General features: G+C 58.0%; 18 protein-coding genes. 14 read left to right on the top strand and 4 right to left on the bottom strand.

The window, feature by feature from the left end; all coding sequences use genetic code 11:
- Positions 1–185: 185 nt before the first annotated feature.
- On the bottom strand, positions 186–959 hold the full coding sequence (locus AC13E3_RS09170; RefSeq protein WP_482901932.1) for an enoyl-CoA hydratase: 774 nt from the start codon (positions 957–959) through the stop codon (positions 186–188).
- Between the two features lie 182 nt (positions 960–1141).
- On the opposite strand from AC13E3_RS09170, the gene AC13E3_RS09165 reads away from it, so the two are divergent.
- Positions 1142–2656 (top strand): fumarate hydratase, encoded by a 1515-nt coding sequence (locus AC13E3_RS09165; protein WP_053114821.1) that lies wholly within the window; start codon positions 1142–1144, stop codon positions 2654–2656.
- 78 nt (positions 2657–2734) lie between these two features.
- Here the strand turns inward: AC13E3_RS09165 and AC13E3_RS09160 are convergent, their stop codons facing one another.
- Positions 2735–4189, bottom strand: coding sequence for a protein adenylyltransferase SelO (locus AC13E3_RS09160; RefSeq protein ID WP_482901931.1), 1455 nt, complete (start codon positions 4187–4189; stop codon positions 2735–2737).
- Positions 4190–4264: 75 nt separating this feature from the next.
- Between AC13E3_RS09160 and AC13E3_RS09155 the strand changes: the two genes are divergently transcribed.
- From AC13E3_RS09155 to AC13E3_RS09135, 5 genes are all read left to right on the top strand, one after another.
- The gene (locus AC13E3_RS09155; protein WP_075267679.1) at positions 4265–5203 is read left to right on the top strand and encodes a hypothetical protein; all 939 of its coding nucleotides are present in this window, start codon (positions 4265–4267) and stop codon (positions 5201–5203) included.
- Between the two features lie 12 nt (positions 5204–5215).
- Positions 5216–6031 (top strand): HAD-IIB family hydrolase, encoded by an 816-nt coding sequence (locus AC13E3_RS09150; protein WP_459421067.1) that lies wholly within the window; start codon positions 5216–5218, stop codon positions 6029–6031.
- Positions 6032–6067: 36 nt separating this feature from the next.
- Positions 6068–7291 carry a glycosyltransferase family protein gene (locus tag AC13E3_RS09145; RefSeq protein WP_014576613.1) on the top strand — a complete coding sequence of 408 codons (1224 nt, stop codon included), beginning with the start codon at positions 6068–6070 and terminating at the stop codon, positions 7289–7291.
- Positions 7288–9027 (top strand): sugar phosphorylase, encoded by a 1740-nt coding sequence (locus tag AC13E3_RS09140; protein ID WP_092031597.1) that lies wholly within the window; start codon positions 7288–7290, stop codon positions 9025–9027. The genes AC13E3_RS09145 and AC13E3_RS09140 overlap by 4 nt, the downstream gene beginning before the upstream one ends.
- Before the next feature lie 84 nt (positions 9028–9111).
- Positions 9112–10077 (top strand): NAD(P)H-quinone oxidoreductase, encoded by a 966-nt coding sequence (locus tag AC13E3_RS09135; protein ID WP_404935313.1) that lies wholly within the window; start codon positions 9112–9114, stop codon positions 10075–10077.
- A 34-nt stretch (positions 10078–10111) separates the two neighbouring features.
- Here AC13E3_RS09135 and AC13E3_RS09130 read toward each other — a convergent pair whose 3' ends face one another.
- Complete coding sequence (locus AC13E3_RS09130; protein WP_104270313.1) at positions 10112–11137, bottom strand: NADP-dependent oxidoreductase; 1026 nt, start codon at positions 11135–11137, stop codon at positions 10112–10114.
- A gap of 180 nt (positions 11138–11317) precedes the next feature.
- On the opposite strand from AC13E3_RS09130, the gene AC13E3_RS09125 reads away from it, so the two are divergent.
- From AC13E3_RS09125 to AC13E3_RS09095, 7 genes are all read left to right on the top strand, one after another.
- Entirely contained in the window at positions 11318–13390 is a 2073-nt protein-coding gene (locus AC13E3_RS09125; protein ID WP_482901930.1) for a type VI secretion system Vgr family protein, read from the top strand.
- A complete protein-coding gene (locus AC13E3_RS09120) occupies positions 13387–14211 on the top strand; it encodes a DUF4123 domain-containing protein (RefSeq protein WP_482901929.1) in 825 nt (274 codons plus the stop codon). Before AC13E3_RS09125 ends, AC13E3_RS09120 begins: the two co-directional genes overlap by 4 nt.
- Before the next feature lie 3 nt (positions 14212–14214).
- On the top strand, positions 14215–17607 hold the full coding sequence (locus AC13E3_RS09115; RefSeq protein ID WP_008170419.1) for a toxin VasX: 3393 nt from the start codon (positions 14215–14217) through the stop codon (positions 17605–17607).
- On the top strand, positions 17604–18740 hold the full coding sequence (locus AC13E3_RS09110) for a hypothetical protein (protein ID WP_482901928.1): 1137 nt from the start codon (positions 17604–17606) through the stop codon (positions 18738–18740). Before AC13E3_RS09115 ends, AC13E3_RS09110 begins: the two co-directional genes overlap by 4 nt.
- A 162-nt stretch (positions 18741–18902) precedes the next feature.
- Positions 18903–20018 (top strand): hypothetical protein, encoded by a 1116-nt coding sequence (locus AC13E3_RS09105; RefSeq protein ID WP_008170413.1) that lies wholly within the window; start codon positions 18903–18905, stop codon positions 20016–20018.
- A 92-nt stretch (positions 20019–20110) separates the two neighbouring features.
- The gene (locus AC13E3_RS09100) at positions 20111–20524 is read left to right on the top strand and encodes a TA system antitoxin ParD family protein (RefSeq protein WP_008170411.1); all 414 of its coding nucleotides are present in this window, start codon (positions 20111–20113) and stop codon (positions 20522–20524) included.
- Complete coding sequence (locus tag AC13E3_RS09095; RefSeq protein WP_008170409.1) at positions 20508–21086, top strand: ATPase; 579 nt, start codon at positions 20508–20510, stop codon at positions 21084–21086. Before AC13E3_RS09100 ends, AC13E3_RS09095 begins: the two co-directional genes overlap by 17 nt.
- A 7-nt stretch (positions 21087–21093) precedes the next feature.
- On the opposite strand, the gene AC13E3_RS09090 is transcribed toward AC13E3_RS09095, so the two are convergent.
- Positions 21094–21990 carry a DUF1853 family protein gene (locus tag AC13E3_RS09090; protein WP_008170407.1) on the bottom strand — a complete coding sequence of 299 codons (897 nt, stop codon included), beginning with the start codon at positions 21988–21990 and terminating at the stop codon, positions 21094–21096.
- Positions 21991–22054: 64 nt separating this feature from the next.
- On the opposite strand from AC13E3_RS09090, the gene AC13E3_RS09085 reads away from it, so the two are divergent.
- A complete protein-coding gene (locus AC13E3_RS09085; protein WP_008170405.1) occupies positions 22055–22495 on the top strand; it encodes a VOC family protein in 441 nt (146 codons plus the stop codon).
- Positions 22496–22534: the final 39 nt, after the last annotated feature.

Here is a 22534-nt window from a genome sequence, read left to right as displayed (position 1 = left end):
CGCTGTAAGCCAATTTCTGTATCTCTGACTATAGCGACAGTATGGCAAGTGTTGATCAGCCAAAAGTGTGATTCTTCTGGATTGAATCCTCCCCGCACAGTTGGAGTTCGGCCTTTGAGAAAAATAGTTGCCGGATAACGGTTTGTCGAGGTCCGGCAATAGGGAAATTGAGGCGCGGTCGAGGTTTACTCGAAGCGCGAGAAATCCGGTGGGCGTTTTTCCATGAAGGCCCGGAAGGCTTCGGTAGCCTCAGGGGATTTCAGCCGCTCGGCGAACAGCTGTCCCTCTTCGAGCATGGTTTCATGAAGTGCCGCCATGGTTGGCCGGTTCAGCATCGCCTTGGTGGCCCGAATCGCTGCCGGGGCTTTTTCGGCCAGCCGCTGGCAGGCCTCGAAGGCATTGGCTTCGGTCTGCTCAGGATCGCAAACCCGGTTGATCAGGCCAAGACGGGAAGCTTCTTCAGCAGTGAAGGCGCCGCCAAGCATCAGGAGCTCGGCAGTGCGCACCCGGCCTATCCAGGAGGGCAGTAGCAGGCTCGAGCCGCCCTCGGGGCAAAGGCCGAGGCTGGCAAAGGGCATCTGGAACGCCGTGTTGTTGCCGGCGAACACCAGATCGCAGTGCAGCAACATGGTGGTACCAATGCCAACGGCCGCGCCATTGACCGACGCCACCACAGGTTTGGTTGCACTGGCCAGTAATAAAAGAAAGCGGCCGACGGGGGTTTGTTCGAAATCACCGGGCAAGCCGGCGGCAAATTCGCCCAGGTCGTTGCCTGCAGTGAAACACTCGCTTGTGCCGGTGAAGAGTACGCACCGGATGTTGGTGTCATCCCGGGCCTGTTCCAGGGCGTCCCCCATGGCGGTGTACATGGCGTGGGTGAGGGCGTTCTTTCGCTCTGGCCGGTTCAGTCGAACGATGAGAATCCGGTCTTTTATTTCGGTGAGGACGAGGTCAGTCACGGTGTCTCCTGCGGTGTTATTCTAGTTTGGTTAGGATGATACCTTTTTCTCGTGGTGTTTTTCACGGGTTTTAATCCTTGCTTCGCCATCTGTCCAATCACTCGCCAAACCGATTTTCTGGTAAACTCTCGCCTCCCGATTTTTACGACACGACATAACGATACCAAGCTGATGAGGCGCCTATGACCACCGTAATCCGCCAGGACGACCTGATTGAAAGCGTAGCGGACGCGCTGCAGTTCATTTCCTACTACCACCCGAAAGATTTTATTGATGGTGTGTATGAGGCCTACCAGAAGGAAGAATCCCAGGCGGCCAAGGATGCCATGGCCCAGATCCTGATCAACTCGCGCATGTGTGCGGAAGGGCATCGGCCCTTGTGTCAGGACACTGGCATTGTGACGGTATTCGTCAACATCGGTATGAACGTTCAGTGGGACTGCGAGATGGCTCTGGATGATGTGATCAACGAAGGGGTGCGTCGCGCCTATACCCATCCAGACAACGTGCTGCGCGCCTCTATCCTGGATGACCCGGACGGCAAGCGTAAGAACACCGGTGATAACACGCCGGCCATCATCCACTACAAGATGGTCCCGGGCGATACCGTTGAGGTGCACGTAGCTGCCAAAGGCGGCGGTTCCGAGGCCAAGTCGAAATTTGCCATGCTGAACCCGTCCGACTCGGTTGTAGACTGGGTTCTGAAGATGGTCCCGCAGATGGGGGCTGGCTGGTGCCCGCCTGGCATGCTGGGCATTGGTATTGGCGGTACCGCCGAAAAGGCAATGGAAATGGCCAAGGAATCGTTGCTGGATCCGATCGATATCCACGACCTGAAAGAGCGCGGTGCGTCGAACCGAGCTGAGGAACTGCGCCTCGAGTTGTTCGACAAGGTGAATGATCTCGGAATCGGTGCCCAGGGGCTGGGTGGCCTGACCACCGTTCTGGATGTCAAGGTCAAGGATTACCCGACCCACGCAGCTAATAAGCCGGTGGCCATCATTCCGAACTGTGCTGCCACCCGCCACGCACATTTCACCCTGGATGGCACCGGACCGTCCCTGCAGACGCCGCCGCGCCTGGAAGACTGGCCGGAAATCACCTGGGAAGTGGGCGACAACGTGCGTCGCGTGAACCTCGATACTGTGACCCCGGAAGACGTAAAGGACTGGCAGCCGGGCGAAACCGTTCTGCTCTCTGGCAAGATGCTGACCGGCCGCGATGCTGCCCACAAGAAGATGGTGGACATGATCGAGAAAGGCGAGGAGCTGCCGGTTGATCTCAAGGGACGGTTCATTTACTACGTGGGCCCCGTTGATCCGGTACGCGAAGAGGTGGTTGGTCCCGCAGGCCCGACGACGGCCACCCGTATGGACAAGTTTACCCACACCATGCTCGAGAAGACCGGCCTTACCGGCATGATTGGTAAAGCCGAGCGCGGTCAGGTGGCCATCGACGCCATCAAGGAATTCGGTGCGGTATACCTGATGGCCGTGGGCGGTTCCGCTTACCTGGTCTCCAAAGCCATCAAGAATGCGGAAGTGGTTGCCTTCCCGGAACTGGGTATGGAAGCCATTTACGAATTCGAGGTAGAGGACATGCCGGTCACAGTCGCCGTTGATTCACGGGGCTCGTCTGTGCACCAGACAGGTCCTGCCGAGTGGCACGAGAAGATCATTGCTGCCAAGGCGGTCTGATCTCCGGAAGCTGCCGAAAAAAGAGAAGGGTCGGACGAGTCAATCGTCCGGCCCTTTTTTGTTGGCTGGTTCAGATTGTCAGCTTGAACAGCTGATATTCAGATGCTTGCCCCAATCCGGCGGCAATGCCGCATAAGCCTCGTTCTCCGGTTGCTCGTCATAGGGCCGCTCGAGCACCTTCAGCAGTTCCTTCATCGGTTCGTAATCCCCGTTCTGGGCTTCCTGGATGACCTGCTGGGCCAGGTAGTTTCTCAGCACAAATTTGGGATTCACGCGGCGCATGGCGTACTCCCGCTCATCGTGAGCGCGGGTTTCGTTCAGGAGTCTCTCCTCATAGCGCTCCAGCCACTGGTCTGCCACGCTGCGATCCACAAACAGGTCCCGAACCGGCCCGTGGTCATGGCTGTGCAGATTGGAGAGCGCCCGGAAGAAGGCGGTGTAGTCGACATGGTGCTCGTGCATCATGCTGAAGGTATCCATGATCAGGCTGAGGTCTGCTTCATCCTCAATGACCAGGCCAAGCTTGTCCCGCATGTTCTGGAGAAAGCGTTCGTTGTAAGCCACTTCATAGCGGCGAAGCCCCCGGCGCACGTCGTCCTCCTCCATTACCGGCAGCAGGGCAGTGGCCAGGTAACGGCAATTCTCAAACCCGACTTGCGGCTGACGGTTGTAGGCGTAGCGCCCGCCCTGGTCGGTGTGATTGCTTATATAGCCGGCGTCGAAATCATCAAGGAATGCGAAGGGGCCGTAATCAAAGGTGTCGCCGATGATCGACATGTTGTCGCTGTTCATCACGCCGTGGCAGAAGCCCACCGCCTGCCAGTCGGCAATCGTTCGTGCCGTGCGTTCGATGACTTCCTCGAACCAACGGCTGTATCGCTCGTCATCGGGCAGGTTGATCAGGTGGGGGAAGTGCAGCGAGATCACGTGTTCGAGCAGCGTCTTGACGGTTTCAGGCCCTTCGTGGTGGGCGGCGAACTCGAAGTGTCCGAAGCGAATATGGCTCTGGGCCACTCGCACCAGTGCCGCGGCTGTCTCGATGGATTCCCGGCGCACCGGGTCTTTGGCGCTCACCATGAACAGTGCCCGGGTGGTCGGGATGCCAAGGCCATGCATGGCTTCGCTGCACAGGTATTCGCGAATGGTGGAGCGAAGCACGGCCCGGCCATCGCCAAAGCGGGAGTAGGGGGTCATGCCGGCGCCTTTGAGGTGCCAGTCCCAGCGTCGTCCATCGGGACCAACGGTTTCCCATAGCAGCAGGCCACGGCCGTCGCCGAGTTCCGGATTGTAGGCGCCGAACTGGTGGCCGGTGTATTTCATGGCCACCGGGTCCATGCCCTCCAGTAATTCAGAGCCTGCGCCCACGCCGGTCCAGTCCGATTCGGAATCGGCGCGAAAGCCCATCTGCTCCGCAAGCTTGTGGTTGAAGCACACCATTTTTGCGTTTTTCAGTGGTGAGGGCTGAACCCGGGTATAAAAGCTGTCCGGGAGCTCCAGGTAGCGATGCTCTATTCGAAAATCGTTGCCACTCATAAAACGCCTATACTCCCATTGGTATGAATTCTGCTGCCGTCTCTCTTAAGTCATCCATTGAACTGGAAACCCAACGTGTCTGATCGCTCGCTAGAACAAACCATCAGTGCCCTGATTCAGCAGGAAGGCCTGCCCGATGCCTACGCCGAAACGGTAGAAAAGACCATTCTGCCGCTCGCAGACCGAATCTGTGCGCTCCATGATACGGAAAAGCAACCCATTGTGGTTGGTATTCACGGAGCCCAGGGTACGGGCAAGTCTACGTTGACACTCTTTTTACGGGAAATTCTGCTGCGCCACCGCAACCGGTCTGCGGCCAATTTTTCCCTGGATGATATTTACCTTACCAGAGGTGAACGCCAGGACCTCGCCGAACGGGTGCACCCGTTGTTTATAACCCGTGGCGTGCCGGGAACACACGACGTTGCGCTCGGGCAACAGGTCTTGAACCGCTTGCGCAGTGCAGTGCCTGAAGATGCCACCCCGATTCCTGCATTCGACAAGTCGCGGGACGACCGGGTTCCCCGGGATCAGTGGCCTGTCTTCGGGGGAAGTGCGGAGGTCATTCTTCTTGAGGGGTGGTGCCTTGATGCGCGACCGGAGCAAGACAGTGCGCTTGCCCAGCCGATGAATCCTCTGGAGGAGAACGAGGACCCGGACGGAGTCTGGCGCAGCTATGTTAATGATCAGTTGAAAGGGGAATACCGGAAATTTTTTGATGAAATCGATTTTCTGATCATGTTGAAGGCTCCCTCCATGGCGTGTGTTCTTGAGTGGCGTCGACTCCAGGAACAAAAGCTGGCAAATAAAATCCGCAATGCACCAAAAAGTGGCGGGCCCCATGATGGTGCACAGGAGTTGCGCATTATGACCGACGAAGAAGTCGGCCGCTTCGTGATGCACTATGAACGGGTTACTCGTGCCTGCCTCGCAGAAATGCCTGGGCGGGCTGATGTTCTGATCAACGTGGCTGAGGACCATTCCCTTGGCCTTCCGCAGTTTCGCGAGGCCTAACGGAGACCGGCCATGGCCAGACCCCATTTGATTCTCTTCTCGGATCTGGACGGCACCCTGCTGGACCACGACGACTACCGCTGGCACGCGGCGGGGCCCGCCCTGGAAAGGCTGAAGGCAGCCAATATTCCCCTGGTGCTTAACTCCAGCAAAACCATGCCGGAGATCCGGGCTTTGAGGGAAGAACTTGGAAACAACGATCCGTTTATTGTCGAAAACGGTGCAGCCGTGGTTATTCCGCCCCACGCCCTGGGCAATGCGGAAGAAGAAGTGGTGAATTTTGGTGCAACCCGGGAACGCGTCCTTGAGGTGCTGGGCACGCAACGGAAGAAGGGCGCGCGATTCAGGGGCTTTGCCGACATGTCTACCGATGAACTGGCAGCGCAGACCGGCCTGGATCCGGCAGCGGCCGGGCGGGCCAAAGAGCGGCTGGGAACCGAACCATTGATCTGGCAGGGCTCGGAGCAGGAGCTGGCGGAGTTTGAAGCGGCTCTGAGTGCCGAGGATCTCCGCCTGGTAGCGGGCGGACGTTTTCTCCATGCCATGGGTATATTTGATAAAGCCGATGGGGCCCGGTTCTTGCTAAACAAATACAAAGAGCAATACCGGGAGCAGTATGGCGATGGGCCAGTGTTGGCCATTGCCCTGGGTGATAGCCCCAACGATCAGCAGATGCTTGAATCGGCGGATATACCGGTGGTAATCCGGGGCGTAAAAAGCGAAGAGGTTCAGTTGCCTTCGGCAAAACACGCCATTCGCTCCCTCAAGCCCGGCCCCGAAGGCTGGAATGAGTGCGTGCTCAATCTCCTGTTTGAGTACGGGTACTGACCCGTTCGAGTGCGGGTATAAAAAAGGAGAGCCGCCATGGGCGACTTTTACCAGAATGGCATTATCACAACCCTTCATAACCTGGTTCGGCGTCCGGTAGAGGAACTCGAAGCGGAGCTGATGAGTTTTCGCAAGACCCGGCCCATGTCCCTGGTGTTGCCCTCCCTGTACTCGGAGCTGGAAGGGCCGGCCCTGAAAAATATCGTGCATGAGCTGGGCAAGGTGCCTTATCTGGACCAGGTGGTCATTGGCCTGGACCGAGCCAACGAGGAACAATACCGCCACGCCCTGGAGTACTTCTCCGAGCTGCCACAGAACTTCAAGGTGCTCTGGAACGACGGGCCTCGACTCAGGAATATTGATCTGAAACTTCGGGAGCAGAACCTGGCACCGACGGAAATGGGTAAAGGGCGAAACGTCTGGTATTGCTTTGGCTATGTACTGGCTTCGGGTGTCAGCAAATCCGTAGCCTTGCACGACTGCGACATCCTTACGTATTCCCGGGATCTTGTGGCCCGGCTGATCTACCCTGTGGCTAACCCCGGCTTCAACTACATGTTCTGCAAAGGCTACTACGCCCGTGTAGCGGACGGAAAAATGAACGGAAGGGTCAGTCGCCTGTTGGTAACACCGTTGATCCGATCCCTGAAGAAGGTCTGCGGCCCCAACGACTTCCTGGATTACCTGGACAGTTACCGGTACCCACTGGCCGGGGAATTCTCGTTTCGCACGGATGTGATCAATGACCTGCGTATTCCCAGCGACTGGGGACTGGAGATCGGTGTGTTGTCGGAGATGAAGCGCAACTACGCCACCAACCGCCTGTGCCAGGTGGATATTGCCGATGTCTATGATCACAAGCATCAGGAGCTCTCACCGGAAGATGCCAGCAAGGGCCTGTCCAAAATGAGCATGGATATCGCCAAGGCTCTGTTCCGAAAGTTGGCGACCAACGGTGAGATTTTCTCCAATGAGAAATTCCGGACTATCAAGGCCACGTACTTCCGTATTGCACTGGATTTTGTGGAGACCTATCAGAACGACGCCATTATCAACGGCCTGACGTTTGATCGACACAAGGAAGAAAAGGCGGTGGAGCTGTTCGCCCAGAACGTGATGCGGGCGGGCGCCTATTTCCTCGATAACCCGATGGACACACCTTTTATCCCCAGCTGGAACCGGGTCACAAGCGCGATTCCCGACATCAAGGAGCAGTTGCTGGAGGCCGTTGAGCTGGATAATGAGGAATTCCGGCCATGACCCAGGCTCTGAAAGCGAAGCTGGTTTCCATGCTGGATGTCGTCTATCCAGAGCTGGACTGCGACTTTCTGGCCGAACAGTTGCTGACCACTATGGGGCTGGAGCCCAACCAGGCCCCGCCGCCTGCGCACCAGAATAACTGGGATGAATCGGATGTGGTGCTGATTACCTATGCCGACACGGTTCAGCGGGCGGAAGAAAAACCACTGCAGACATTGCATCGGTTCCTCGCGGATTGCCTGTCAGATTCAATTTCGTCAGTGCACATTCTGCCGTTTTTCCCCTACAGCTCCGACGACGGTTTCTCGGTCATGGACTATCTGGCGGTGAACGAGTCCCACGGAAACTGGGAGGATATCGAGGGCATCGCCCGGGATTACAAGCTGATGGCGGACCTGGTGATCAACCATATGTCGGCCCGCAGCCGCTGGTTCGAGAATTTCCGCAAACGTGTCGACCCGGGGAAGGATTATTTCTTCGAGGGCAATCCAAGGGATGATCTGAGTGCCGTTGTGCGGCCCCGAACCTCGCCACTGCTGAATCCGGTTCAGACCGATGATGGCGAGCGGTATGTCTGGTGCACCTTCAGTGAGGATCAGGTCGATCTGAATTTTGCCAACCCCAAGGTGCTCATCGAGTTCGCGGCGATCATCAGGCGCTATCTGGAGCGTGGCATCATCATCTTCCGGCTCGATGCCGTCGCCTTTCTCTGGAAAGAGCCGGGCACGCCCTGCATTCATCTGCAGCAAACCCATGAGCTGATCAAGATCCTGCGCCTGTTGATCGAGCACCACAGCCCGGATGCGGTGGTGATTACCGAGACCAACGTACCCAACCGCGAAAATCTCACCTATTTCGGCAACGCCAACGAAGCCCATGTAATCTATAACTTTTCCCTGCCGCCCCTGCTGATCAATACCCTGGTTACCGGTGACTGCAAGCACCTGAAAACCTGGCTGATGAGCATGCCGCCCGCGCAGATGGGCACCACCTATCTGAACTTTATTGCGTCCCACGATGGTGTGGGTATGCGGCCAACGGATGGTCTGCTGACGGAGGAAGAGAAGCAGCGGCTGATCAACACCATGGACTCGTTCGGCGGCAAGGTCTCGTACCGGCGCACGCCGGATGGCCGCGACCAGCCCTACGAAATCAACATCGCCCTTTACGATGCGCTGCAGGGCACGGCGGAGTCGGGCCGGGATCACTGGCAGTTGCAGCGCTTCGTCTGCGCCCATACCGTGATGCTGGCGCTTGAGGGGATTCCGGCCTTCTACATTCACAGTCTGCTGGCGACTGAGAACGATCTGGAGCGGGTGGAGCACACCGGTCGGCTTCGATCCATTAACCGCAGCCAGTGGCAACTGGGTACTCTGGAGCAGAAGCTCGCAGATCCCCTGAGCCACCACAGCAAGGCGTTCCAGGAGCTGAAACGGCTGATTGCCATCCGGCGTAAACAGCCAGCGTTTCACCCGAACGCCACCCAGTTCACCCTGCATCTTGGCCTGCAGCTGTTTGGTTTCTGGCGCCAGAGTATGCGCCGGGACCAGTCCATCTTCTGCATTCACAACATCAGTAACGAGGTACAGCAGGTAGCGCTGAGCGACATCAATCTCATCGGCACCGATCATTGGCTGGATCTGATTTCCGGTATGACTATTGATGATCTGTCTGGCTCGATCACCCTGAAACCTTATCAGAGTGTGTGGCTGTCCAACCTGGAAGTTACCGGCTGATCCTGTCTTTGCGCCATTTGTGCAATGCTCGGAAAACTTGGGGTATCCTGTGCCCATATGAGCAAGGCCGAGACGTCATACATGATCAAAGCAATCAAGGTAACCGGGGGCAATCTAAGCTGGGAGCCCTGGGAAGGACCGGGTGAACCGCCCGCAGACCACGTCGAAATCGAGGTTGTCTGGACAGCCATCAATCGTGCGGATCTCATGCAGCGCGCTGGCGTCTATCCCCCGCCTCCGGGAGCATCCGATATTCTCGGGCTGGAGGTCAGTGGTCGCATCGCTTCGGTCGGATCCGGCGTTACCCACCTCAAATCCGGTGATGAAGTCTGCGCCCTGCTGACCGGCGGCGGTTATGCGACTCGTGTGGTGGTACCCGCGGTGCAGGTTTTGCCCGTTCCCAAAGGGGTGTCGCTGGAGACAGCTGCGGCCATTCCCGAGGTTTTTGCTACCGCCTGGTTGAATCTGTATCACGAAGCAGCCTTGAAACCGGGCGAGCGTGTGCTCCTGCATGCGGGTGCCAGCGGCCTTGGCACTGCGGTAATTCAGCTCGCAACGGCCTTTGGCAATCCGGTCTTTGCGACCGCCGGTGATAAGGCCAAACTGGAGGTTTGTCGCAATCTGGGAGCCAGTGGCGTCTGGAACCGGAACGAAGGCTCCTTCGTTGATGCTGTTACAGCGTGGGGTGGCGTGGATATGGTTCTGGATCCGGTCGGTGGCAATTATATTGCCGAAGATCAGCGGGTTCTGAACGTCGATGGCCGCATTGTGCTCATCGGACTCATGGGTGGCCGTATGGCCGAGGTGGATCTGGGCATCATGCTGATCAAACGCCAGCGCCTGATCGGTTCCACCCTCCGTTCACGCACGGTCGAGGATAAGGGCGAGGTGATGCAGGCGCTCTACCGGCACGTCTGGCCACTGCTCGCAGCCGGCCAGATTGAACCTCTGATCGATAGCACCTGGCCGATAGAAGAGGTGGAAGAGGCGATGGCCTATGTGGCTGAGAACAGGAACACCGGCAAGGTGCTCCTGAAAATCTCGGACTGAATCACACAGACCACACGCGTCTCAGGTATTGCAGTCAGTCTGCAATGTGAACCAGCTGTTTACCGAAGTTCTGGCCTTTGAGCATGCCCTTAAAGGCATCAACGGCGTTGTCCAGCCCTTCGGCAACGGTTTCGCGGTATTTCAGTTCTCCGGAAGCAACCCGTGAGGCCAGGATGTCCGTGATTTCCTGATGCTGGTCCTGCCATTCGGTCACGAGGAAAAAACGATGCTCCGGCGCCGGATCAAGCGCCCCGAGCACGTGGAAGGGAGTTTCCACGCTGGCCATATCTTTTGCATTGTAGGCAGAGACAAAACCGCAGATGGGCACCCGGGCCCCCTCATTCAACAATGGGGCAACGGCGCGCGTAACGGCTCCACCCACGTTTTCAAAGTAGATGTCGATGCCGTCGGGGCAGGCCGCTTTGAGATCCGCTTCCAGGTTCCCCGCCTTGTAGTCGACGCAGGCGTCGAAGCCCAGCTCATTGACCACGAAATCGCACTTCTCAGGCCCACCGGCAACGCCAACCACCCGGCAACCTTCTGTTTTTGCGGTTTGGCCAACCACAGTGCCGACAGGGCCGGAGGCTGCCGAGACAACCACGGTTTCGCCGGCTTTTGGTTTGCCGACGTACATAAGGCCGCAATAACCGGTGCGCCCTGGCATGCCTGCAACGCCAAGGTAGGTTTGAAGGGGCACATTGTCTCGTTGCTGAATTTTGTAGACCATCGGCGCGTCCGCCGGGAAGGTGACGTATTCCTGCCAGCCGGAGTAGCAGGTAACCAGGTCACCGACTTTCAGGTCGTCCGAGCGGGACTCAACAACACGTGCAACACTCTCGCCGACGATAGGCTCATCGATGCCAATGGGGTCCATGTAACCCTTGGCATCGTTCATGCGTGGACGCATGTAGGGGTCCAGTGAAAGCCAGAGCACTTGAGCAACAACTTCTCCCTCGTTAGGGGAACGGACAGGACGCTCTTCCAAAACGAGATCGCCTTGTTGGATTTCGCCCTGTGGGCGTTGTTTGAGCACGACGGCTCGGTTCTTGTATTCGCTCACTTGTTCTCTCCGGTTGCATAATGAAACCAGATTAGGGTGCAGCAGAATGGATTTCCGGTCAACCTCTCATCATGCCGACACAAGACTGGCCCCGGGGTTTCATTCTACGGCTTGATGGCTATAATCGGAGGCCTGCTCAGGACGAGCTTAAAAACCGATTGCTCTTCAAGGAATGAAGATATGCCCCAGGCAAGTGGATTGCAGTTTACCGCCCGTGTTGGCGGACTCCCCTCAGATTTATTTTCAGTGGTTGGCTTTAAACTGACCGAGCGCCTGTCCGAGGTGTTTCAGGGTCACCTTGAGCTGGCCAGCACCGACCCCTCCATTCAGGCTGCAGAGATTCTGGAGCAACCAGTAGATCTCGTTATCTGGCAGGACAGCATGCCTCTTCGGCGGTTTACCGGGGTGGTCAACGAATTCGTCCGAGGCGATGCCGGCCACCGGCGTACCCGCTATGAACTGATTATCCAGCCGCCGCTCTGGCGTCTTGGACTGATGCACAACAGCCGGATTTTCCAAACCCAGGGCACCGACACCATTGTGCGCACTCTCCTGGAAGAGCGCGGCATTATCGATTCGATCTTCGATCTGAAGTGCACGCCGGAGCAACGGGAATACTGTGTTCAGCACCGGGAAAGCGACCTGGCCTTTCTCGAACGCCTCGCGGCTGAAGAGGGTTGGCATTACCGCTATGAACAGGGGAGCGTGGACGGGGACACCCAGTCGGCGCTTATAATCGCCGACCATCATGGCGATGCTCCGAAACTGGAGCCGGCAGCATACAACGCCAAAGCAGGCGGCAGCACCCAGCGCCCGGCGGTGTATCGGTTCCGGTATGAAGAACGGGTGCGGGTGGCCTCTGTGGCAATGAAGGATTACACCTTCAGAAATCCCGCCTATGCCCTGATGCATGAGCATGCTTCTGGCGATCTGAAGCACCGGGAAGACTACCAGCACTACGACTACCCCGGCCGCTTCAAGGCCGACGCCAGTGGCCAGCCTTTTACCGAAGCCAGACTGCAATCCCTTCGCAATGACGCCAGCACCGCCTCCGGCGAGAGCAACCGCCCGGATTTCAGCCCCGGCGCGAAAGTGGAACTGACCGAGCACGATAGTGACAATCTCAATCGGGAGTGGCTGCTAACGTCTATCATCCACACCGGAACGCAGCCCCAGGCTCTGGAAGAGGAAGGCGGCAGCGAACCCACCACGTACCACAACCAGTTCAAGGCCATACCTGCAGATCTGACCTGGTGCCCGCAGACGCCACACCGCCCCCTGATGGACGGCCCACAAATCGCGATTGTCACCGGCCAGGAAGGCGAGGAGATTCACTGCGATGAACATGGGCGGGTAAAAGTCCGGTTCCCGTGGGATCGCTACTCGAAAAATAACGAACACAGCAGCGCCTGGCTGAGAGTCAGCCAGGGTTGGGCCGGCGGCCAGTATGGTTTTATGGCGCTACCGAGGATCGGCCACGAAGTGATTGTCTCCTTCCTGGACGGTGACCCGGACCAGCCGATCATCACCGGCCGAACCCATCACGTGACCAACACGCCACCCTATGGGCTGCCCGAGCACAAAACCCGCACCACCCTGAAAACGAAAACCCACAAGGGCGAGGGCAGTAACGAACTGCGGTTTGAGGACGAGGCCGATCAGGAACAGATCTACGTACACGCCCAGAAAGATCTGGACCTGCTTACCGAGAACAACCGCACGGAGGTGATTCGGAACTACAGTCATCGCACTGTGGAAAACCACGATTTCAGTCATGTGAAAGGCAACGAGCATCGCACAGTCGATGGCGAACAGCGGGAATCCATCGGAGGCGATTGCAGCCAGAACATAGGCGGCACATTCCACCAGAAATCCTCCCAGGGAACATTTAGCGAAGCGGGCACTGAAGTACACCACAAGGCGGGAACCAAAGTGGTGCTGGATGCCGGCGCTGAAATCACCATTTCGGCGGGTGGCAGTTTTTTGAAACTGGACCCAAGCGGCGTGACGCTATCCGGGCCTGGCATCAAGATCAATTCTGGTGGTTCGCCAGGCAGCGGTTCTGGACAGAGCGTGGTGATGGCGCAAATGCCAAGGGTTATTGAGGGTGATCAGCCCCACGAGCCCGAGCAGGAGGCACTGGCGGAAGTTGAACAACGGAAGAACGCTCCGGCCATCAATGTAGAATCCCAAGTTGCGGCACTCAGGAAGGGGAATGCAACCTGCCCGGTTTGTGAGGAGCAAAACTCATGAATCAGGATTCCTGGTCGTTGCGGGAGTCGCCCTTTACCCATGTTCCCTGGCCTGGCCATCAACCTGTTGGGCTTGTCCTGGATGGTGTTGCTATCCCCGAACTCGGTGAGCAAATCTACCAGTGGGCCGGCGGACAAACCATTAATGCAGAGTGCCTGTACGTTGCAACCCGCTGGGAGGCGGTTTCGGACTTGTCCCCCTGGCTTGTATGGCTCAGTGGGCCAGAAGACCCGGTGCTGGAAGGGTTCCTGGAGCAGGGGCCCAGGCAAGAGCAGGGTTACCTGCTGATTTCGGCCACAGACCATGCTAGCTGTGCCTGTTGGATGCGCTCCCACCTGCAGGTAGAAGTGGCGCCGGGCTGTGAAGAACTGGTGCGGATTGCCCATCCGGCACTGGCCGCCACGGTGATCGGGGGCAATTTGCCGCGTTTCCCCACCAGGGCCGTGGACCGGTTGATTGTTCCGGATTGTATCAGCGAGCAGTGGCACCTTGTCGAGCCCCCGGCTGTTCAGTCTGGCGACATAGGTGACCAACCCGAAAAAATGATGGCCTCGCGGGACTTGAAGGGCGCTTTCGATGCCTTCAATCGGCGCAAAGGCGCACTGCACATATGGAACAACCTGCATGAGTCGGTGCGCAACCAGTTGGGTGGTCCTGATTTGAGGGATGCCTACCCGGCACTCGGCAGAATACTGGAAGAGGCCCTTGGCAACGAATGCAACAACTTGCGGGAGGTTATGCAATTCCTGTTCGTAACCTTGCCACCACAAGCCGATAGCAATGCCGTGACGGAAACGGCGCCTCCATTGAATCAAGGATGAACAATGACACGGATACAACGCCCCACTGACGACCGGGCAAGCAACGATCTTTTGTGCTGGGAACAACCAGGCACCCCCATTGATGAACCCGCTTCATGCCCGCTGCTGAGAACCGTGAACCTGCTGCCTATTCGGTACGGCAGGGTAGAAGTTGCGCCCGCCGATACAGACCCGGGGTACCCCTACTCACTGACCTCCCGCCCGCTTGGCTACCGCCTTCTTAGGTATGGCTATCTTTATGTATTGGACGCAGATACCGGGGAGCTCCACGAGTACCTGCATGAAAATGGTGAACTGACGGGCCACAACGGTGGCAAGCTGGAATACCCGAAGCAGCACACCCTCTACGTTTGCTTCGCCGATGTGCCCCTCACCGAACGCAAGAAAGCTCAGATACTTGACAGCCAGGAGGAGCGTGCGCACTTCATGCAGGAAATCGACCTGGCCAGTGCCTCGCCGGTCAGCGGCGGTGAGCACCTGCTGACGCCTGAACAGGCCAAACAATGGGTGGCTGAATTTGGCGAAGACTATACGCCGGATGCCCCCGAAAACGGCCACGCCCAGGAAAGCGAGCCCTATCACTGGGAGAATCAGCCCTATTACCACAAGAGCCGATTTGGCAAGTTGATCAAGCAGCAGGCCGTGGAAGACCCGGACAATTGCCTGTGCCTGGTGCTGAGGGACGACGTGGGCGTGATGCTGGACCTGGCTCAGCAGCAGGATGATGTGGTGGGCTGGATCGGCGACTGGGCGGAAGGTGGTGACGAGCCGGGGCACACCGAGCGGGACTATATGCTGGGTGCTTGGATAGAGTCCATGACACTGATCAACGATCACGCTCTGGAGACGGCTGGCGAAAGACCGGGAGGCGAACCTTTCCAGTCGCTGTACGAGAGTACCGACGATGCACAACGCCAGTCCATCTACGACTACCTGGAGGTGCGAAGGGATTACCGTGGCCCGCAACCGATGGGCCCCGAAACCTACCTGCGCGAGCACCACGGGGATAATCCCCTGGTCCGGGCACAATTGGCCATGATTGATGCCCTGGGGCAGGCGAACTACGATCAGCACCGGGACACCATCAATCAGCTCAACCTGCAGAACTATTACCAGCTTAACGGGGCCAAACTGGGCCAGCGCGGCATCAATGAACTGATCGACCGCCCCCGTATGGATGCCTTCATGGCGGCGCAGCGGGCCAAGCTGGCACGGTGGCAAGGGTTGCTGGCGGACATCACCGATGACCGGGCCACCCTGTTGTGTGATTCCCGCTTCCACCAGGCCGCCTGGTATTTCGACGTGGCGGATGAGAAGCAACTGGAGGCGGCCCTGGACCTGAACTATGCCTGCGTGAAGGATCTTTGCCGCACCGACGAGGCGGCGGAAAAGGTACTGGCCTGGCTGGAGGAGAATCCCCAGTACAGTCACCCCTTGTTCCACACCTTGCCCAAGGCCGCCCAGGCGCCGGATGCAGAGCCATCGACCACCTACTTTGGTATCGCAGGGGCCGGCTACAGCCTGGTGACCAGGGCCGCCGAGTGGGCGCGGCGCCTGGCCGAGGCGGAGGCCGGACACCTGCCGGACCTTGAGTTACGCTCCCATGAAATCCAGGCAAAGGCAGCCGCCATTGGCGACACCCTGGCACCGGCGGTGTCAAAAGGTATCGCCCGGGCTATGGAACAGCTTTACCAAGGCATTGAGGCAAACCGGATACCGCCCCTGGACGACCTGTTCCGGGACCTGCCGTATTTTTTCAAGGGCAAGATGCTCAAGGTCATCCAAGCCGGTGAGGTAGAGTTCCGCGTTGCCTCGGAACCGGAGCTGGCCACCTTCCGCCAGAACCTGGAACAACTGCTGTCGCTGAACGAGCGGCTGGAATCCCTGGCCCACGACCACGACGTGGCCAAGGCCACCCACGGCCACAAATCCGAGCGGGCGCAAAGCATCGTCAACGAGTTCAAGGCCACCCGGGAGGAACAGCGGGCCCTGGGCCGGCGTCTGGCCGGCGCCCTCAGCCCGGTGGAGGAAACCAATACCGGCCTGCGGCTCGAGCCCGCAACCACGGGCAGGGCGGGTATCTCCCTGCTGCTGCCTGCCGCGGGCCAGCAGCAGATGGGCACACTGATGGGGCACCTCCGCCAGGGCCTGACCTCTGCGCCACGGGTGAACCTGCTGGGGGATGGGCTGGGTGTGATGGTGTTTGCGGCGCAGTTGGTGAACTTTTTTCACGCTGTTTCCGAAGTTAAAGCTCAGTCACCAGACGCCAGGAGCTATGGCAAACTTATCGAAAGTCTGTCTGCTACATCCGGCGCCGGTTTCCTGGCCGCCCAAAGCCTGGCGGACACCGCTCTGTCCTCCAGGGCCCAGACCCTGGCAAACTCTTGGCAGCGCAGCGCCGTGCAGTCGGTCCATATCCAGATGGGCCGCTTGCATGTTGGGTTGGGAATATTTGCATACGGCGCGGGTGCTATCAGCGCCGCCATCGGCACCTACAAGCATGCCAGCAACTGGCTGGAAGCCGTACGGACCGGTAATGCGCAGGCGCAATTGGGGGCGACCCTTGGCATGGTGGGCAGCGGCGGGCTGACGGCGACAAATCTATATGGCCTAAACCAGACACGAATAGCTGCGATGGAGGTATGGCGAGCCGCCGACAAGGCAGGTGCCTGGGCCACCGCAGGCACCCGTCTGTCCAGCCTGTTCGTCCGCCTGAACATTGCCGGGCTGGCGTTTACCATGCTCGAGCTGGGGGGCACCTGGCTGTACAACCGCTACAATTTGAGCGAGCGGGATCAGTGGCTGCAGACCACCCCCTGGTCGCGGGAACCCGGCCAGATCCACAACGGATCGCTGGAGGAGTACGAGCAGGCCTTCGCCCAGCTCGGCAACAGCCTGTCCCTGGAGAAGGTCCCGGCGGAAGAGCAAGACGGTAAGGACCAACTGGTGCTGAACTGCCATGCTCTGACGGCGGCGGGGTTGATAGAGCCCCTGGACCAGCCGGCGCCCCGGCGAGTGTGGCTCAGTGCCTGGCGCATCCGGCCAGAACGCTCGGGCTGGTTCCGTGACACCCCGGAAACCTGGGTGCGCTGTTCCCATGATATCCTGACGAGCCTGGCCATCCGGGAAGGGGGCGGGCATCTGCAACTGGCGTTCTCGCCCCCGGACCACAGCAAGAGCGATCCGTATCCCGAAACCCGTGACCTGGCGCTGATGGTCCGGCTGGACACCCACCATTCGGAGGACCGCTACACCCAGGAGGTGTACATGCTCAAGGTAACGCCTGACAGTGACTGGCCGGTGACGCCTGTCCAGGAACCTCCCCAGGATAACGAAGGCAGGACCTTCTGGTACCAGGTACGCAATCCCTTTATGGAACTGGATATCTTCGAATGACACAGGAAACGCCCAAGGCGGATATAGCGAACGCCCCCAGGGCCGGGCGAAGTGACAAGTTCCCCAGCGGAACGGTGACGTACCTGTCACCGTTGCCCCTGCCCACTGGTTTGCCGCCCACGGACCACGGGCACGCAGTGGGTGAGGTGAACGAACGCTATCTGGACTTCGGGGTGGGGTTGCCTTCGGTGTTTGGCTGGCAGGTGACTCTTGGCGGCCCTTTTGGCTTATTCGTTATGGTGGCCATGGTTTTTCCGGCGATTGCCTTTTTAATGCTTTACTGGCTCGGCAATGGTCTGCCCGATGCCATTCATGCTTTTTGGGGAGTGATAGAGATCAGCTTCTGGATTGGCTTTTGGGGAGGGGGAGGTTTAATGCTTTGGTGGCTAGTTGCGTCCGTAATAGAACTCAAGAAAAAATCCCAGGTCATCCCCACCCGCTTCAACCGCCAGCGCCGCGAGGTGTGCTTCGTGCCCAATGGTCACCGGGAGCCCATTTTCGTACCCTGGGAGGAACTGGTGGCCTGGGTGACCGAGGCCCAGGGGGTGACCGAGTACGGTGTACAGCGCCAGTACGGCTTCGGTGTAGGCTTTCTCCACCCACAAACCGGCGAGAAGTACAGCTTGGAATTCCAGACTTACGGTTTGCCCCAGGCCATCAGCAACTGGGAGGCCATCCGGGCCTACATGGAGTACGAAGTCCACACCCTGAAAGAGATCCAGGATCCATTGGAACTTCAGGGCCGGGATGATCCGCCCTGGGAGGGCGTCCATGTTTTCCGCAATGCCCGCAAACGTCTTCATGAGGAATACCGGGAAGGCAAACGGGGAGTGCACTACCTGACCGGCTGGTACCTGTACCACCTGATGACCTTTTGGACCCTGCCCAACCGACTGGTGGAGTGGGAAGTCAGGAAGATCAAACGCATGACCCGAAAAACGCTGCCCAGGGACATGGCGGAGTGGTCTGAACCGTTATCTGAGAGCGAGTGGGCCAAGCCCAGCGAGACCTTCAAGCGCTTAAGCCAGAAGGTTCTTGAGAAGCAAAAGGCCCGTCCGGGGCGGTTGCCCTATGAAGTCTTTGCGGAAGTGTATGCCGAGGAGGACCGTCTGCCGCTGGCATCAACCAATTGATGAAGTAGTAAAGCCATTTCAAGGAGGAAATGATGACAAACATTGTAAACGCAAACCGCACAGGCTTTATGGCGTCATTCAGCTGTCACAAGCCGAGCTTGATCAGCTTGGAAGATCGGAAACCCTAGTCTGCAGTCAATGCCAGACGATGGACGGTCTCTCATGAACTCAAAAAGTACTCAGTTCGAACAGCCTCTACACGCGGGGCGTTCCGAGCCTTTCCCGAGTGGCCGGCTGACTCTTTTATCCCCCAAACCCCTGCCAACCGGCCTGCCGCCGGTGGATCATGGCCATGCGGTGGGGGAAGTGAATGACGGATACCTGGACTTTTTGGGCAGGGGCGACATCGGTGTTCGGTTGGCAAATGACGTTAGGTGGCTCTTTGGGCTTGTTCACACTCTCCCTTCCGTGCTGGCAGGCTTATTCCAAATTAAAGAACGTAACGCCCGCCCGTTTAACCGCCAACGCCGCGAGGTGTGTTTCGTGCCGGAGGGGCAGAAAGAGCCGATCATCGTTCCCCGGGAAATGCGGATCAGCCTCTCTAATAAGGATTTTGATGCCGCGACTGAGTATGGACTTCCCTCATTCATTCACTTGTTGCTGCTTTTTTTGTTGGTACCAGCTTGGTTGTTATTTTCATTCTGGATTATTCCCCCTTCAACCAACTGGATAATGAGCACCGGAATAAGCTTCCTCCTCAAACCCTTCGAAAACACCATTAACAAAAGACTGGATTCCACCCTTGAAGACGGCTGTAGCGAATTCAACCGCGTTGATGGTCAGGTTCGTATTGCCCTGTGTCGGGGGCGTTTTTTCGAGGCGCCTTTCGCGGAGTTTGATGCTTATGTGGAACGTGTTGTCCAGCACGGCGGTATCTTTTACCGGTTGATGCTGGTGCACCGTTACACTCAGAAAACCTTTAACAAAACAGGCTTCAGTACCATTGAGTCGGAAAAGTCAGAAGTGTTGGCGTTGTGGGATATGTTGCAACGCTACATGGATGTGACCCAGCCACTGCCGGATACACCGCGACTAGAGCCCTTCCGTCATCTGGACCCGGTAACAGCTGAGCATGACAGAAAGACCGGGCGGAACCCGAGGTATTGGCGGGACCTGGATCTTGAATCCTGGAAGGACGGGGAAGGCTGGACAGAGGTCCACCAGCGCCAGAGCAGGTTTCCTTGGGGAAGCCGAACCTGCAAGCTTACGCCGCAATTGGGCAAGATCTCGATGGAGGAGTATCGGAAGCTGCGACCGCCCGGTGCGTGGCCAATCTAAAGCCGGGTTGATGAACAAAACCTCAATTGTTGCATAATGCAACGCATGTGGTAGCCTGTTACAAGCGTTAAGCAATACCTCAGGAGGCCACCATGACAACCGCTGTCCGTCTCGACGACACTCTGGTCCGCCACGCCGCCGCAGAGGGCGCGGTTCATCGGCGTTCGACACCCAAGCAGATTGAGTACTGGGCCGAGATAGGCCGTGCCGTTGCCGGGGACGTGAGTGCGGAAGATCTGATTGCTATTCTGCAGGGTATCCGCCAGGTGCGGGTTGAACCGGTGGTGGCTGAGTCTGTTTCCAGTGATGACCTCTGGGCTGAAGTAGATCAGGCCCGGGAAAGCGGTAATCTGGGGCGCTCGATTGCCAGAGGTCGTACGGTGTATCAGGCGTCTGGAGAAAAGCCCGGCTATCTGGAGGCGATTTATCCGGATGGCACTCGGGAAGTCGGTCAGTTTCGCAACGGGCGTTTTGAAGCACTGAGTGACCGTGACAACGCAGCCTGAACTCTGGCTGCTGGTTGGCGGCAACGGTGCCGGCAAGACCACATTCTATGAGCGGTTCCTGGCCCGCCGGAAGATTCCTCTGGTGAATGCCGATAACATCGCCCGCAGTGTGTGGCCTGACGCGCCCGAGAAACACAGTTATGAGGCGGCGCTGATTGCTGAACAGGAACGGTTCCGACTGCTTAAGGAGCGCCAGAGTTTCTGTTTCGAAACTGTCTTTTCTCATTCCTCGAAGGTGGATTTTGTCGGGGCTGCCAAGGCTGCCGGATTTCGCATTCGGCTGTTTTATTTCCACCTCGAATTCGCTGCGTTGAACAAGGCTCGGGTGGCTTCCCGGGTAAGATCCGGCGGCCATCATGTGCCCGAGGCCAAGGTTGAGTCCAGAATTCCAAGGACCCTTGCCAATCTTCGCGAATGTATCGGGCTGGCGGACGAACTGCACCTCGTTGATAACTCCAGTCTCGATCAACCCTACGTGCGCATTGCGGTCTGGGAGGCGGGGCAGTGGCGTACCTGTCAGGAGGTCTTGCCTCAGTGGGCAACCGACCTTATTGATAACTGAAAGACGGCTATGGCCAGCTGTCCGGCACCACGAAAAAGCGGTTGGTTTCCTGCCAGAGGCCGCTGATGGAGTCCTCCTCGAGTTTCGCGAACAGGAGCGGGATGTTGTAGCGCTCGATGGTGTTCAATGCAGCAGTTACTGCATTGGGGGCCGGTGGCTCGCTTTGACGCCACGGGCCGATCCAGTGGGGTTTGTTCAATACCACCCAGCCGGGGAGGTCCGATGTCTCAATCTGTGAGAGATAGCGCCACTGGCCGCGCAGGTGACTGGCTGGCACGGACTCAGGAGCGATCACCTGTGTTCCTGCCGGGTAAAACAGGTACCCCGGCATGAAAATCCGGGGAATGACAGGCTCTGCGATTCCAGCGTCTGCCAGCAACGCCCGGGCCTCGGGCAACGCGGTTCTCTGGCTTTGCATGCGCAGCATCCGGTCTGTTTTCAGATCGAGCCGGTCTTTGGCATTCGGGCCATACCACAGAGTTCTCCCGCTTTGCTCCGGAACTCCCAGATAGTATTTGATGGCAATTTCGTGGTGCTCGATTCGATCTTCTGACCGATTATGCACCACGAAATCCAGCTCGCCCATGGTTCGGCCGTGGGACTGGATTTGTCGATTTTGAAGCAGAACATCCCAGCCCAGAAGGTCTTCCAGTAATACGCGGTAAAGCTGCTCGAAATAGAAGCCGAGCCGCTTCTGGGGTGTCTCTCTGAGCAGCGCAGGCGCTATTTCCGGCTTTTCATCCCAGGCCTGAAGTTGTTCTGTAATACCGTCAGGGAGATAACTGGCCGGCTCAAACGTCAGTGGTGACTGCAGCAGCTGGGGCGCCCGGCATAGCCAGGCAAGGTGCCTGATCGCCGGCGTGGTCAGTTGTCGAGTTGAGTAGGGGGTTGTTTTTGCATCCATATGGCCAGAATACCGTAAACTGTCCGCAAGGCACGATGATCAATACAGTTCTGAAGGAGGCTTCATGCAATATCTTCACACCATGATCCGGGTGAGCAACCTGGACGAGACACTCCATTTCTTTTGCGATCTGCTGGGAATGGTTGAGATCAATCGCAAGAGCAGCGACAAAGGCCGATTCACCCTGGTGTTTCTGGCTGCACCGGAAGACGAAGCCCGTGCCCGTGAAGACCGGGCGCCGATGATCGAGCTCACTTACAACTGGGATCCGGAAGAGTATACCGGCGGGCGTAATTTTGGCCATCTGGCCTACCGGGTGGGTGACATTTATGCCCTTTGTGAGCACCTCAAAGCCAATGGGGTAACGATTAACCGTCCGCCCCGTGACGGCCATATGGCCTTTATCCGCACGCCGGATAACATCTCGATTGAGCTTCTGCAGAAAGGCGAGGCGCTGCCACCGAAGGAACCCTGGGCCAGCATGGAAAACACTGGCACATGGTAAGCCCGCAGGCGGGGCGCCGCAAGGGGCTTGAGCGTGATA

The organism is Marinobacter sp. L-80 (assembly GCF_056859395.1).
Note: the sequence above shows the minus strand (reverse complement) of the source record. Positions and strands in the feature narration are given on the sequence as shown.

Bases quoted from the DNA above. Each gene is read 5' to 3' on its own strand.
- AC13E3_RS09165 (WP_053114821.1), top strand. From the start codon at position 1,142: ATGACCACCGTAATCCGCCAGGACGACCTGATTGAAAGCGTAGCGGAC.
- AC13E3_RS09160 (WP_482901931.1), bottom strand. From the start codon at position 4,189: ATGAGTGGCAACGATTTTCGAATAGAGCATCGCTACCTGGAGCTCCCG.
- AC13E3_RS09150 (WP_459421067.1), top strand. From the start codon at position 5,216: ATGGCCAGACCCCATTTGATTCTCTTCTCGGATCTGGACGGCACCCTG.
- AC13E3_RS09145 (WP_014576613.1), top strand. From the start codon at position 6,068: ATGGGCGACTTTTACCAGAATGGCATTATCACAACCCTTCATAACCTG.
- AC13E3_RS09140 (WP_092031597.1), top strand. From the start codon at position 7,288: ATGACCCAGGCTCTGAAAGCGAAGCTGGTTTCCATGCTGGATGTCGTC.
- AC13E3_RS09125 (WP_482901930.1), top strand. From the start codon at position 11,318: ATGCCCCAGGCAAGTGGATTGCAGTTTACCGCCCGTGTTGGCGGACTC.
- AC13E3_RS09120 (WP_482901929.1), top strand. From the start codon at position 13,387: ATGAATCAGGATTCCTGGTCGTTGCGGGAGTCGCCCTTTACCCATGTT.
- AC13E3_RS09115 (WP_008170419.1), top strand. From the start codon at position 14,215: ATGACACGGATACAACGCCCCACTGACGACCGGGCAAGCAACGATCTT.
- AC13E3_RS09110 (WP_482901928.1), top strand. From the start codon at position 17,604: ATGACACAGGAAACGCCCAAGGCGGATATAGCGAACGCCCCCAGGGCC.
- AC13E3_RS09105 (WP_008170413.1), top strand. From the start codon at position 18,903: ATGAACTCAAAAAGTACTCAGTTCGAACAGCCTCTACACGCGGGGCGT.
- AC13E3_RS09100 (WP_008170411.1), top strand. From the start codon at position 20,111: ATGACAACCGCTGTCCGTCTCGACGACACTCTGGTCCGCCACGCCGCC.
- AC13E3_RS09090 (WP_008170407.1), bottom strand. From the start codon at position 21,990: ATGGATGCAAAAACAACCCCCTACTCAACTCGACAACTGACCACGCCG.
- AC13E3_RS09085 (WP_008170405.1), top strand. From the start codon at position 22,055: ATGCAATATCTTCACACCATGATCCGGGTGAGCAACCTGGACGAGACA.